Raw genomic sequence first — 11,807 nt, forward strand, 5'->3', positions numbered from 1 at the left:
AAGAAACAAATAGGATAAATGAACAATCCAATCTGCTAAGTTACGTGGACTAGTGTGTAGCCGCACACTGGTCTTTTTTATTTATTTACAATTAATAATTGGTTTATGTGATTGTATTGTTCTTTTCATACTTATTATAACACAGTGTCTTTTCGTCAAGAAAGGAGACCGTATGTTCTGATTTCGATTAAATAGAAGGTTTTTTTTCTTTAAATAGCCCATCCATATACTGTTTTAAAGTTTGGACATAAAATTCCTGCCTATTTACATCATTTACGCCGACAATTGGAGATGAAAGTTCATATCTCTTTTCTGATAAATGAACGACAACGTCAAATATATCAAATAGACGAATGAAACAGAACAGGCCATCTTTATCACTTAATAAAATAAAGTAATGGTTCTCACTATTTGTATTTAATGTATTCCATAAAGAACTTTTACTTAAATCGCGAACTATACTTTTTTCTTTTAATTCCATAAAATCGCCATTTGATAGAATGTTAGAAATATCAATCGCATCTGGATCTTCAAAATAGCCATCAACAGCTTGTACAGCGAAAGTATAAGCCATTTTTAATACACTCATTTTGTATTTACGGTTATCTAAAAGTAATTCACGTTGAATAGAGCTAGCTACTTTCGTTACACGTTCTTCTTTCCAAATTTCATTATGTAGTGAAATATCGTGCTTTTTACATAGTTTCATAATTAATGCATTGGAATAAAGTATTTCATCACTTACTTCAACAACATCTGTCTCAGCAGCCGCAAGTTCCTCACCATGTTCATTCGTATAGAGCGGGGAATCAATTTGTTTTTTCATTTGCTCAATCTTAAATTGACTTAATTTATGCCGAATTAAGGGACGATCAATATTTGTTGTCATTTGTTCATGGCAAGTATCACAAATTGAGTTTGTGAAATAATATCCACATAATATTTCGGGGATGACATATTGTTCACTAAGTTCTTTCGTATCTTTTCTGCATATGATGCATTGTGTCATTTTTATCACCTTTACCTGCAAATTTGTATGTAATCTCATTGTAGTGTATTTATTGGTATTTTGGAATATTGTAAAGGAAAATATTATGTGAAATTCTTGCTTATTTTGGTACAATGAAGAGAAGTGCTAGTTTAAAGGAGGACGTTTTTTTGAAATCGAAAGTGCACTTTTGGACATTAGAAGTGCTAATGGTTGTAGCGATCATATTTATTTGCACAAAAATATCGTTTCTATTTCAACCGATTGGTATCTTCATATCAACGTTGTTTTTCCCAATCTTAATCGCGTTATTTTTATACTTCATATTTAACCCATTGTTAGTCTTTTTGGAGAATAAAAAAGTACCTAGAAATTTAGCGATTTTACTGTTATATCTTTTTATTATAACATTAACTGCAGTTGGAGTTGGGGTAGTTGTTCCAACGATCTCACAACAGTTAATGGATTTAGTAAAAAATATGCCCGGTTATATTAAAGAGGGAAAACTATACATACAAGATTTATCCCATCACAGATTATTTGAATGGTTATCTACACAAAACTACGTTTCCATTGAAACAATTGAGAAAAATGCGATTGAATACTTAAAGGATATACCAAACACGATTACGTCGAGTGCAACGGCTTTATTTGGTATTATCACAAACGTTGCATTAGTTATCTTCACAGTACCGTTTATTTTATTTTATATGTTTAAAGATGGACATGCGTTTCCAGGGAAAGCAGTTAGTCTATTACCTGAGTCTTACCGTGAAGAAGGACTTCGTATCATTAAGGAAACGAACGAAACATTATCTGCATATATTCAAGGGCAAGCGCTCGTTTGTATATTTGTAGGTGCTTTTACTTTTATCGGTTATTTAATTATCGATTTACCGTACGCTTTCGTTTTAGGAATTATAGCAGCATTTACAAATATCATTCCTAACTTAGGTCCATTTATCGGTGCAGCACCAGCTGTTATTGTAGGTCTGTTCGTATCTCCGATGCAAGCGTTGTACGTAATTATTATCGTAACAATTGTACAACAGTTTGAAAGTAACATCATTTCACCGCGTATTATGAGTTCGAAATTAAATATCCATCCGTTAACAATTATTATTTTAATTTTAGGGGTAGGTAACTTTGCGGGAATTATCGGAATGATTTTGGCAGTACCAGTTTATGCAGTAACAAAAACAGTTGTATCGAACTTAGTGAGATTGTTTAAGACGAAACGAAGTAATCGAAAATAGTATAAGTTGAGAAAGATACACCACTTTTTAAGTGGTGTATCTTTTGTTTATTACTCAATATTAAAAGTGTACGGGTGTAATTTTATTATATATTTATTACACATCAAATATAACGATATACTTGTGTGATAGTATGTCTATAAAACTATGTGGAATCCCTCTGAATTATCCAAATCATTTCCTTACAGCGTGCTAGCAACATCATAATCGACCCCTTTCAAATTTTATATTTTTAAAGGATTATAGATGAGAGTAGTACTTGCTTCTACGATCTCGAATTTCGTCCATAATCTCTTTATATTGTTCTTTTTGTTTTAATTCAGCTTCAGAAAGGTTCTTTTTCTGAATTGTAATTGTTAAAAAGAATAGGTGAAACTTCATGGTACATTCCTCCTTTCGAAAGGAATTATAGATGGCTACAGTAATGACTTTGACGTTCTTTTACATCCTCCATAGCTTTATTAATTTGATGGTCATGCAATATCTCACTGTCTGAGAACTTAGTTTTTTGAATGGTGATCGTTAAAAAGAATACTTTAAATTTCATTTGTTTTTTCCCCTTTAAAAGTTATTTAGAAAAGACGGCTATAATAAGAGGCTTGACGCTCTTTCACTTCGCCCATAATAGTTTGAATGTGTTGCTCACGCAAAATTTCTTGCTGTGAAAGCTTACGCTTTTGAATGGTAATCGTTAAAAAGAATGCTTTAAATTTCATTAGGATAATGCTCCTTTAAAAGTTATTTAGAAAAGACGGCTGTAATAAGAAGCTTGGTGCTCTTTCACTTCGTCCATAATAGTTTGAATGTGTTGCTCACGCAAAATCTCATTCTGTGAAAGCTTACGTTTTTGAATGGTGATTGTTAAAAAGAATGCTTTAAATTTCATGAAGGTATTGCTCCTTTAAAATATATTTTTAATACATTTGCGTATAGTATGAACTTTTAATGTCAGTCATTTTATCAGTTAGTTGTTTTAATTGTTGTTTACGAATGATTGCATCTTCAGATAAAGTGTTTTTCTGAAGTACAGTTGTAAAAAAGAAAATATGAAAAGTCATAAATGAATTCCTCCTTTCGAAAAGGAATTACAGGTGATCACAATAAAGCGTTTGGCGCTCCTTAACATCATTCATAGCTTTTTCAATTTGCTCGTTATGAAAAATTTCATCTTTGGAAATTGTATTTCTTTGAATCGTAATACTTAAAAACAATACGCTAATAGTCATCGAATGTTGCTCCTTTCTTTAAAAAATAATATAAGAGGCTAAAAAATCGCACAAAAAAGCCACAGGAAGATATAGTTCTCCTATGGCAGGGCGTGAAAAAGCCACAGGAAAGTATATGACCTCCTGTGGCGAATTTATGAATTAATCGAAATAATGTACGATTTTCAATTCTCCATTAGGGTGGTCGAATTCATATTTAATTGTCCGAAAAACAAAGGTGCAGTTAACGCTAAAGTTAAAGCATGTAATTGTAATTTCATCATTTCCTTCGACCTCCTTTTAGAATATTTTTCTTACGTTAGTAAGTATATACAATTAATGGATAATTGTAAACACAAAAATTGAAAATTTTTAATTTTGATTAAAATGCGTATGTTTTAAAGGGTTTTAAGAAGAAGTATTGTAATTAACGAAATATTGATAAAAATGGGGGATGCTAAATGAAATATATGCAACGTAATATGGTTGTTATGCTAACAATTTTTTTATTTATTACTGCTTGTTCTAGCAGAGAAAGAATAAAAGAAATATCCGATGTTGAACCTAGTGATTTTAAGAAATATGCTGGGACATACGTTGGTAATAACTCAGATGTAGTAGCAATTGTGAATCATTTACCCGGTGGTGAAACATTTCAAAGTATAAGTTTGGAGAATGAAAGCATAAAGGTGAACTATGGCGCAAAAGGAAATGGAAACCTTACAGAAGACATGGTTGAGACGTATTGGTTTGATGGTAAGGACACGATGGAGAAGAATTTTCTCTTTAACGTTATTTATCTAGCGATTTTAGTACCAAATGCGAAAACTTACGAGTTTCAAGTCGAAAATAAAAATTTCACGATAAAAAGAGAAGAAATACTATCAGTCCTGTATGAAAAATTTGATGATTTTCCAAAAGAAGATGATATGTGGAATAAAAGGAAAGTATTAAAGTTCCTTAATGATAATAACAAAAAAATTAATAGGTTTGTGAATGATAAAGATTTCCGAAAATCTTTATTTGTTAAATATCCAATAAAGTAGTCGAAATAATTGGAGGGACAAAGATGGAGTTAGTATACAAAATTTCTTATTTTAGAAAGAGAGTCATTCGTTTAAGAATGGCTCTCTTTTTTGTAAAAGAAATTTATGGAAATAAATAATTTAATGTGATATGGTTAATTACATAAGTAATGAACCTATGAACCTAAGGTGGTGAAATTGTGAAACCTACTCTAGAGCAAAATAAATTAATATACATACAAATTGCAGAAATCATTGAATCTGATATTTTAAAAGACATATTGCTTGAAGAAGAACAAGTTCCATCAACAAATCAATTTGCGAAGATGTTACAAATAAATCCAGCTACTGCAGCTAAAGGGGTAAATGTATTAGTGGATGAAGGGATTTTATATAAAAAGAGAGGGATCGGGATGTTTGTTGCAAAGGGAGCGAAGAAAGTTGTACTAAAAAAAAGACAAAACACTTTTATGACCGAATATTTACCTAAAGTGTGGGAAGAAGCGAAAGTGCTAGAAATATCAAAAGATGAATTGATGGATATGATTCAAAAAATTACGAAGGAGGGGAAAGAGGGATGATTGCACTTGAAACGTTAGAGTTAACGAAAAAATATAAAAAGAAAATAGCTGTAAATGAAGTAACGATTTCATTGGAAGAGCATAAAATATATGGTTTGCTTGGAAGGAACGGAGCAGGGAAAACGACTTTATTAAACTTACTAGCAGGACAAATTATTTCGAGTAGTGGAAGCGTATCTGTATTTGGTGAAAATGTATTTGAAAATAGTAAAGCGATGCAAAATATTTGTTTTGTTAGAGTAAAAGAAGAGGCTCATTTAAGTTATAAAGTAAAAGAATTTTTTAAGATGTGTAGCATGTTTTATAAAAATTGGGATGGAGCTTATGCTGAAGAACTGGCAGATAAATTTCAGCTGAATATGACAGAGAAATACCATAAACTATCCCATGGTATGCAAACAGTCGTAGGAATTATTCAAGGATTAGCAAGTAGAGCACCAATTACTATTTTTGATGAACCAACTACAGGTTTAGACGCAGCACATCGTGAGTTATTTTATAATTTACTACTAGAAGATTACGGTGAATATCCACGAACAATTATATTATCAACTCATTTAGTAGAAGAAGTTACTCATGTTATTGAAGATGTAATCATCATAAAAGTAGGCGCACTTGTTGTTCAATCATCGGTGGAAGATTTATTGCAAAAAGCTCATATTATTTCAGGGAAAAAAGATAAAGTAGATGAATTTTCGATTAATAAAAAAGTAATAAATCGAGAAGTTTATGGAAATAAGGGGATTGCTGTTATATGGGAAGAACTTTCTAATGAAGATTATTACTCTCTTGAAAAAGAAGGGTTACTAATTGATAGAATTACATTACAAAAACTATTTATACATATAACGGGTGGTGAAGTGAAATGACGATGTTAATGAAGCAGTTGAAGTTACATATAAATTTTCATTATAAAGCAATTATAATATTTTGGATTGTAGCTTTATTAATAAAAGGGGCTTTAAATGCTGCTCATTTAAATGGAGCGAACATTGGTTATTTACCTGAAATTATAAATAACCCTTCAATAGCAATTATGTTATTTATAGTAGGGAGTGTTTTCATCATACAAGATGAGCTGTTTCGTTTAGCGGTTTCATTCGGTGTAACGAGAACACAATATTTTATCGGAGCAATTTGTTATATTGTACTTCAATCTGCATTATTTTCATTTCTTCAAGTTATGCTTTTACAAGATTTAAAATATAACGTAGTAAATGTTAACTTTGGGGAGCAATTGGTACAACAATTTATTTTACAATTTTTATTTTATGTTACGACAGCATGTTTCTTTCAACTAGTAGTCGTGTTTAAGCAAAGATTTAAGTGGATCGGTCTTATGATTGGTGGGACACTTTTCTTATCAATGAATAGTGTACTTTATGGAGAAGCGGGGATAACAGGTTTAATTTTTACAAACGATGCATCTTTAATCGACATTCCTTATTTTACTGTTATTTCAATCGGATTAACTATTCTTTATATCATAACTAGTAGTATATTTATTCGTAAAGTATCATTTGAACGAACGGTTTAAAATAGTAATAGATTATTATTTTAGAGAGAAGGAAAAGTAAATGGGAGATACTTCTTCATTAATAACAGTCTTTTTATGTATTGCACTACTAATATTTTGGCGTCGTTATCGCTCCATGCATAAGCCAATAAAGGGATCGGGAAAACGTATTTTATGGCCATTCCTATTTTTAACACCAGGTATTGTATGGTTTTTAGGTCCCGTACATCCAGCTATATTACAAGTAGTTATAGCGGGATTCATTGGTGTACTTTTCGCTGTGCCGCTTATAGTATTAACAAATTATGAGCGGAGAGATGATGGGAATATTTATACGAAAAAAAGTGCAGCTTTTTTAATTACTTTTATTGCACTTGTCGTTTTGAGATATGGTTCAAGACAATATATTGTTGACTTAGATCAGCAAACGATTGGTTTATTATTTTATGTTGTTGCAGTATCGTATATTATTCCGTGGAGAATTGCTTGTTATATAAAGTTTAGGAAAGTTTGGCGGGAAAATAGTAATCATGCTTTATAAGAAAAAACTTTTCTTTTGAGAAGTTTTTTCTTTTTATATGTAATTGAAATCATTTGTTGAAGTGCAAGCTATCATACAATATGATGAATATAAAAATGCGTACAATTTTACTTTTTCTAAACGACATGTCTATTAATGAAATAGAGGATATTAGGAAACAACATGATCCTTTATTCGGTTTAATCCCACCGCATATTACAATTGTATTCCCATTTGAAAGCTCGACTTTAAATGATGAGCTGAAATTACATATTTTAAAATTATCAAAAGGGATACAGGAGATAGAAATTGAATTTGCGAATCAAATTAAGAGTGAAAGAGAATATTTATTTTTACGAGTTGAAAAGGGACAAAAACAAATAGAAGAACTTCATGATATGCTGTATACAGGCGCTTTATTACAATTTTTGAAAGAAGATATTCCGTACATACCGCATGTAACAGTCGGGAGAAAAGAAAGTACTGAGTTAGCTGCTGAAGTAGCTAAGGATATTCATAGTTTCCCTGAAAAGTTACAATGTGTAATTGATAGAATTAGTGTAGAGCGAATTGGAGAAAACGGGGAATCAATTATTGAATTTGAAGTACCGTTGCAAAAAAGCTGACAAAAGTCAGCTTTTTTTATTCGTAACATGAAGTAAAGCACCAATCGCACCACTATTACCACCATCTTGTAAAAAGATTGGTGTTTTATTTTGATATTTTGTGTAGTTACTAATAATATTTTGAAGGTGTACGTTATTACATAGAGTCGAACCAATATAAATAATATGGTCAATGTTTTTTGTTTCGGCGAATTGAAGGCTTAATGCAGTAACGACTTCACCAACAAGCCCTTGCACAGTTGCTAGTATATCAGCACTACTAAAATTTGAATCTGTTTTGGTAGCTTTTCCGAAATTGCTTGCAGTTAAGCTATTATCAATAGGGGAGAGAATGCCACCATAAATATCACCAACCGTAATATCTAGTTCTTTTCTAGAACCTAATTTTGTTAAAGGAATCACATCTTCAAAATGATCTATATTTGTTAACAATCTTGAAAGCCCCATAATAGTACCACCGCCAACACCAGTTCCACCAGCTCGAATATATTTGTCATTATAAACGTAATGAATGGAAGTACCTGTACCGATATTTGTTAAAATAAAGTTGTTTACATCATATTTTTCTTTTTTTAATATGTATCGGACACCTACATGAGTAGCTTCAAATTCGTTTAGTTCTACTATTTTATATGAATCTGAAAGTAGTTGCTGTATTTTTTTTGCTTTACCACCTGTTATACATATTTGTTTTATATGAGTTTTTTTCTTAAGCCAGTCTATTATTTTATCTTGTTCATTTGAATAAAATTTTTCAAAAGCTAATTGCTTTTGTTCGTTCAAATAAGCAATTTTCGTTAATGTTCCTCCGGCATCGATACCGATAGTGCTTTCCATTTTCCTGCCCCTAACCAAGTAATTTATTTACTCTGTTCATGTTAGTGAAACAAATTTGTAGGAGATAGATCCCCGTAGAATTACATCGTCTCTATTTTGCTTGATATATTAATAGCTTTTCTATAGTTACAATCGGCTGATCGTTAATAGTTGCAGTACCTTTACCGAGAATAAAACCTCGACGATTGCGAGTAAGCTCATAATGTAAATCAAGTTTATCACCGGGATATGCTTTTCCATGGAACACAACCCCATCTAATGAGGAGAGGAAGCCTAGACCTTCAGAGTCACTTGTATGTACAAATGCACTAAGCTGAGCAAGTGCTTCTACAATTAACATATGAGGCATATGTTTTTGATTATCATTTATAAACCACTCATTATTTGAAATGAGTTTATATCCCGTAACAGATTCACCATGTTTTACATTTGTTACTTTATCAATCATTAAAAAAGGATAACGATGAGGAAGAGTGTATTTAATATGCATATGAAAGTACCTCCAATAAATAATACCCCTGCTACAGTTAAGCAGGGGAGTTATCATTAATTTTTAACTAATTCATTTACTTTTTCAAGAGAAAAAATACCGCTATTTCTAATGTTTTCAACAACTTGTTGTAACACTTCTTTATCTTGAACAAGTGCAATACGTACAAAGCCTTCTCCATGAGGTCCAAATGCATGACCTGGTGTAACAACGACATTCGCACGATCCATTAATGCATAAGCGAAATTTATCGAAGTCCAGCCTTTCGGAATTTCGGCCCAGACGAACATACTACCAGCTGGTTTATCAACATTCCAACCAAATGTTCGGAATCCATCAACTAAAGTATCTCTACGTTCTTGATAAATACCGCGATTTTTCTCACAAAACGCAGCGCCATTTCTTAGTGCCGCTGATGCCGCTTTTTGAATTGGTAAAAACACACCATAATCTGTATTTGATTTAAATTGAGTAAGTGCACGAACAATTTCTTCGTTTCCAATCATATATCCAATACGGCTACCTGCTAAACTATAACTTTTTGATAAAGAGTTGATTTCTACTCCAACTTCTTTAGCACCAGGTACAGAGAGGAAGCTAATTGGTTTATTGCCATCAAAATAAAATTCAGCATAAGCAAAATCATGGACAACAATAATGTTATGCTTTTTCGCAAATGCGATTACCTCTTTAAAGAAATCTGCATGAGCCATTGCTGGAACGGGATTCCCTGGGAAGTTTAAAATCATCATCTTTGCTTTATCGGCAATTTCTGCAGGAATTAACTCTAAGTTAGGTAAGAATTCCTTTTCTTTCTTTAATGGCATGTAGTAAGATGTTGCACCAGCCATTTGAATTCCAGTTTCATAAGCTGTATATCCTGGATCCGGAACTAATATAATATCTCCCGGATTTGCATAAACCATAGGTAAGTGAACGAGTCCGTCCTGTGAACCCATTAATAATAAAACTTCTTTATCGGCATTTAATTTAACGTTATGAGTGTTGTTGTAATATTTAGTTACAGCTTCGTGAAATTCTTGAATACCACTTAATGTGTATCCATAGCTTTCTTTTTCACTTGCTGTATGTACCATTTCTTCTCTTACGAAGTCAGCAGGTGGCATATCAGGATTCCCGATACTTAAATCAATCATTTTGTGACCTGCTGCAATTTTTTCTTTTTTATAGGCCCCTAATTCACTAAATATAGAAGATTGGAATGCTTTCATTCTAGTTGCTAACGTGTAAGTCATCAAAACCCCTCCTAAAAACAGTGTTTTCTTTCTGCATTTTTAATTATTCTGAAAACACATGTTTACATTTTATCATTTTTTTATGAAAATTAAAACGATTGACAAATTTAGAGGGAGGATTAGTCTTTTTTGAAAGGGCGTTGTAAATAAGGATTGGTTAACTGAACTGTTTATTATATCTTTCTATACGGTTTAGGATGTTTTATAGTTTTTATTAAGTATATCCCGCATATTTTGGATGAAAAATAACACGAAAACGAGGCCTAATATACCACTAAGCCAATAGTATGAATTTCCCGTCGTGAATCTTTCATAAAATGAAAGTGCACTCCATAGGATTAGGATAATGGAACAGATTGTTGAGACAATTAATGAACTTAAACTTCTCAAAAAAAGCACCTCGCATTAAAATATTGTTATTATATAATACTACATTTAAATTTAAAGATTTAAAAGAGGAAAATGTTTTTGGGGAGGTTTTGTAAATTAAAAATAACGCAGAAAATATTTTCTGCGTCTTATATGAAGTGTAATCATTTCTTTTTATATGTACATAACTTTTCCACTGCATAAAAGTATACATTTAATTTGCCATCGACAACTTTTAAAGTTTGATCCGATGTAAATGAGTTACCATAATCAATGTGATATACATTAGAATTCTTTACAAATGAGCCTTTGTATAAATCTTCTTTTTCCTTTGATGTTTGCATCTCCACTAAATATTGAACAATTTTTTCTTTCTTTTCTTCTTTTACAACTGTTTCAAATTTATAAGATGCAGGGCAAAGACCATTTTTGTTGTCAACGACTTCCCAAGAACCGTATATATCATTATTGCTACAGCCACTCAGTAGAACGATGAATATTGGAATAATTAATAAAACCTTTTTCATTTTGTACTCCTTTCTTTTCATTTTTAATAAACGTGCGAATACGATACGAATATTGTAATAAATAAAGTTTAAATTTTTATAAAGAATTATTTAATTTCATATAAAAATTTAAGGAGAATTGAAAAAGCATGAATCTAGTGTAAAGCCAGATTCATGCCGAGTACTGTAGCCTATGTTATGTCTCTTTTGAGGAAAAATAATGAGGAAAGTAGGATCATTATTCCATTTAAAATATATATAATTGCAACAATGAAGGCTATCCCACCTTCGCCAAATCCAGCTTTATCGAATATAGAAGCAAATGCTACGGTAGCAAAAAAAACAATAGGAGTTAGTAGTAAAAAAATGAAACCTGCGATAATTCTTCTTTTAAGGTTATGTCCAGATAAGGAAATTGCTAAAAAGTTTATGATGCTAAACAGAGCTAATACAAAAATAAAGATACTAAATAACTGCATACCATCAGACAATTTCGCACCTCCTGTATATATCATGTTAGTATACTGTATTCGAAAGCGAAAGAGGGTACTCCTTTAAATAATTATAATAAGCGTAATAAATAAGGCTTTATATAACAAAGACGCATGGATTAATCAAATATGATCCATGCG

The 11,807-nt window shown here is 31.5% G+C and carries 19 protein-coding genes; 7 read left to right on the forward strand and 12 right to left on the reverse strand.

The annotated features are described in order from the left end of the window. Window positions 1-187 precede the first annotated feature (187 nt). On the reverse strand, window positions 188-1,009 hold the full coding sequence (locus MNO09_RS16010) for an HNH endonuclease (RefSeq protein WP_000189697.1): 822 nt from the start codon (window positions 1,007-1,009) through the stop codon (window positions 188-190). Window positions 1,010-1,158: 149 nt separating this feature from the next. Here MNO09_RS16010 and MNO09_RS16015 point away from each other — a divergent pair, with 149 nt between their 5' ends. After that, the gene (locus MNO09_RS16015; RefSeq protein ID WP_000837880.1) at window positions 1,159-2,244 is read left to right on the forward strand and encodes an AI-2E family transporter; all 1,086 of its coding nucleotides are present in this window, start codon (window positions 1,159-1,161) and stop codon (window positions 2,242-2,244) included. Window positions 2,245-2,484: 240 nt separating this feature from the next. Here the strand turns inward: MNO09_RS16015 and MNO09_RS16020 are convergent, their stop codons facing one another. The 6 genes from MNO09_RS16020 to MNO09_RS16045 are packed head-to-tail and all read right to left on the reverse strand — an operon-like array spanning window position 2,485 to window position 3,470. After that, complete coding sequence (locus tag MNO09_RS16020) at window positions 2,485-2,625, reverse strand: YrzI family small protein (RefSeq protein ID WP_000668504.1); 141 nt, start codon at window positions 2,623-2,625, stop codon at window positions 2,485-2,487. Between the two features lie 25 nt (window positions 2,626-2,650). Then, entirely contained in the window at window positions 2,651-2,791 is a 141-nt protein-coding gene (locus MNO09_RS16025; protein WP_000669812.1) for a YrzI family small protein, read from the reverse strand. A gap of 25 nt (window positions 2,792-2,816) precedes the next feature. Further along, a complete protein-coding gene (locus MNO09_RS16030) occupies window positions 2,817-2,960 on the reverse strand; it encodes a YrzI family small protein (protein WP_000668981.1) in 144 nt (47 codons plus the stop codon). Window positions 2,961-2,986: 26 nt separating this feature from the next. Then, window positions 2,987-3,130, reverse strand: a complete 144-nt coding sequence (locus tag MNO09_RS16035; protein ID WP_000668975.1) for a YrzI family small protein — start codon at window positions 3,128-3,130, stop codon at window positions 2,987-2,989. Window positions 3,131-3,158: 28 nt separating this feature from the next. Next, window positions 3,159-3,302 (reverse strand): YrzI family small protein, encoded by a 144-nt coding sequence (locus tag MNO09_RS16040; RefSeq protein WP_000142719.1) that lies wholly within the window; start codon window positions 3,300-3,302, stop codon window positions 3,159-3,161. A 27-nt stretch (window positions 3,303-3,329) separates the two neighbouring features. Beyond that, window positions 3,330-3,470 carry a YrzI family small protein gene (locus MNO09_RS16045; protein ID WP_000156191.1) on the reverse strand — a complete coding sequence of 47 codons (141 nt, stop codon included), beginning with the start codon at window positions 3,468-3,470 and terminating at the stop codon, window positions 3,330-3,332. Window positions 3,471-3,910: 440 nt separating this feature from the next. Between MNO09_RS16045 and MNO09_RS16050 the strand changes: the two genes are divergently transcribed. The 6 genes from MNO09_RS16050 to MNO09_RS16075 all read left to right on the forward strand — a co-directional run bounded on the left by MNO09_RS16050 (window position 3,911) and on the right by MNO09_RS16075 (window position 7,717). Beyond that, window positions 3,911-4,495 (forward strand): DUF4825 domain-containing protein, encoded by a 585-nt coding sequence (locus MNO09_RS16050; RefSeq protein ID WP_061673344.1) that lies wholly within the window; start codon window positions 3,911-3,913, stop codon window positions 4,493-4,495. Window positions 4,496-4,674: 179 nt separating this feature from the next. Further along, on the forward strand, window positions 4,675-5,055 hold the full coding sequence (locus tag MNO09_RS16055; RefSeq protein WP_061673345.1) for a GntR family transcriptional regulator: 381 nt from the start codon (window positions 4,675-4,677) through the stop codon (window positions 5,053-5,055). Continuing rightward, window positions 5,052-5,924 carry an ATP-binding cassette domain-containing protein gene (locus MNO09_RS16060; protein WP_000560938.1) on the forward strand — a complete coding sequence of 291 codons (873 nt, stop codon included), beginning with the start codon at window positions 5,052-5,054 and terminating at the stop codon, window positions 5,922-5,924. Before MNO09_RS16055 ends, MNO09_RS16060 begins: the two co-directional genes overlap by 4 nt. Next, on the forward strand, window positions 5,921-6,592 hold the full coding sequence (locus MNO09_RS16065) for a DUF4052 family protein (RefSeq protein ID WP_000178190.1): 672 nt from the start codon (window positions 5,921-5,923) through the stop codon (window positions 6,590-6,592). The genes MNO09_RS16060 and MNO09_RS16065 overlap by 4 nt, the downstream gene beginning before the upstream one ends. Window positions 6,593-6,632: 40 nt before the next feature. After that, the gene (locus MNO09_RS16070) at window positions 6,633-7,112 is read left to right on the forward strand and encodes a CcdC family protein (protein ID WP_000502959.1); all 480 of its coding nucleotides are present in this window, start codon (window positions 6,633-6,635) and stop codon (window positions 7,110-7,112) included. 95 nt (window positions 7,113-7,207) lie between these two features. Further along, a complete protein-coding gene (locus MNO09_RS16075) occupies window positions 7,208-7,717 on the forward strand; it encodes a 2'-5' RNA ligase family protein (RefSeq protein WP_001259192.1) in 510 nt (169 codons plus the stop codon). A 6-nt stretch (window positions 7,718-7,723) separates the two neighbouring features. Here MNO09_RS16075 and coaW read toward each other — a convergent pair whose 3' ends face one another. The 5 genes from coaW to MNO09_RS16105 form a co-directional block, all read right to left on the reverse strand. After that, complete coding sequence (coaW, locus tag MNO09_RS16080) at window positions 7,724-8,554, reverse strand: type II pantothenate kinase (RefSeq protein ID WP_000446260.1); 831 nt, start codon at window positions 8,552-8,554, stop codon at window positions 7,724-7,726. 91 nt (window positions 8,555-8,645) lie between these two features. After that, window positions 8,646-9,044, reverse strand: a complete 399-nt coding sequence (locus MNO09_RS16085; protein ID WP_088107301.1) for a 3-hydroxyacyl-ACP dehydratase FabZ family protein — start codon at window positions 9,042-9,044, stop codon at window positions 8,646-8,648. 56 nt (window positions 9,045-9,100) lie between these two features. Then, window positions 9,101-10,300: an LL-diaminopimelate aminotransferase gene (locus MNO09_RS16090; RefSeq protein WP_000222687.1), complete on the reverse strand. Its 1,200-nt coding sequence runs from the start codon at window positions 10,298-10,300 to the stop codon at window positions 9,101-9,103. A gap of 533 nt (window positions 10,301-10,833) precedes the next feature. Then, window positions 10,834-11,196, reverse strand: a complete 363-nt coding sequence (locus tag MNO09_RS16100; protein WP_061673347.1) for a hypothetical protein — start codon at window positions 11,194-11,196, stop codon at window positions 10,834-10,836. Window positions 11,197-11,366: 170 nt separating this feature from the next. Next, window positions 11,367-11,666, reverse strand: a complete 300-nt coding sequence (locus MNO09_RS16105) for a hypothetical protein (protein WP_241950191.1) — start codon at window positions 11,664-11,666, stop codon at window positions 11,367-11,369. Between the last annotated feature and the right edge of the window lie 141 nt (window positions 11,667-11,807).

The sequence above is a fragment of the Bacillus sp. N5-665 genome, from assembly GCF_022637375.2.
Taxonomy (GTDB): Bacteria; Bacillota; Bacilli; order Bacillales; family Bacillaceae_G; genus Bacillus_A; species Bacillus_A wiedmannii.

What these genes read in the sequence shown, in the direction of transcription:
- MNO09_RS16010 (WP_000189697.1), bottom strand. Translation starts at nt 1,009, where the DNA reads ATGACACAATGCATCATATGCAGAAAAGATACGAAAGAACTTAGTGAA.
- MNO09_RS16020 (WP_000668504.1), bottom strand. Translation starts at nt 2,625, where the DNA reads ATGAAGTTTCACCTATTCTTTTTAACAATTACAATTCAGAAAAAGAAC.
- MNO09_RS16025 (WP_000669812.1), bottom strand. Translation starts at nt 2,791, where the DNA reads ATGAAATTTAAAGTATTCTTTTTAACGATCACCATTCAAAAAACTAAG.
- MNO09_RS16030 (WP_000668981.1), bottom strand. Translation starts at nt 2,960, where the DNA reads ATGAAATTTAAAGCATTCTTTTTAACGATTACCATTCAAAAGCGTAAG.
- MNO09_RS16035 (WP_000668975.1), bottom strand. Translation starts at nt 3,130, where the DNA reads ATGAAATTTAAAGCATTCTTTTTAACAATCACCATTCAAAAACGTAAG.
- MNO09_RS16040 (WP_000142719.1), bottom strand. Translation starts at nt 3,302, where the DNA reads ATGACTTTTCATATTTTCTTTTTTACAACTGTACTTCAGAAAAACACT.
- MNO09_RS16045 (WP_000156191.1), bottom strand. Translation starts at nt 3,470, where the DNA reads ATGACTATTAGCGTATTGTTTTTAAGTATTACGATTCAAAGAAATACA.
- MNO09_RS16050 (WP_061673344.1), top strand. Translation starts at nt 3,911, where the DNA reads ATGAAATATATGCAACGTAATATGGTTGTTATGCTAACAATTTTTTTA.
- MNO09_RS16060 (WP_000560938.1), top strand. Translation starts at nt 5,052, where the DNA reads ATGATTGCACTTGAAACGTTAGAGTTAACGAAAAAATATAAAAAGAAA.
- MNO09_RS16065 (WP_000178190.1), top strand. Translation starts at nt 5,921, where the DNA reads ATGACGATGTTAATGAAGCAGTTGAAGTTACATATAAATTTTCATTAT.
- MNO09_RS16070 (WP_000502959.1), top strand. Translation starts at nt 6,633, where the DNA reads ATGGGAGATACTTCTTCATTAATAACAGTCTTTTTATGTATTGCACTA.
- MNO09_RS16075 (WP_001259192.1), top strand. Translation starts at nt 7,208, where the DNA reads ATGCGTACAATTTTACTTTTTCTAAACGACATGTCTATTAATGAAATA.
- coaW (WP_000446260.1), bottom strand. Translation starts at nt 8,554, where the DNA reads ATGGAAAGCACTATCGGTATCGATGCCGGAGGAACATTAACGAAAATT.
- MNO09_RS16085 (WP_088107301.1), bottom strand. Translation starts at nt 9,044, where the DNA reads ATGCATATTAAATACACTCTTCCTCATCGTTATCCTTTTTTAATGATT.
- MNO09_RS16090 (WP_000222687.1), bottom strand. Translation starts at nt 10,300, where the DNA reads ATGACTTACACGTTAGCAACTAGAATGAAAGCATTCCAATCTTCTATA.
- MNO09_RS16100 (WP_061673347.1), bottom strand. Translation starts at nt 11,196, where the DNA reads ATGAAAAAGGTTTTATTAATTATTCCAATATTCATCGTTCTACTGAGT.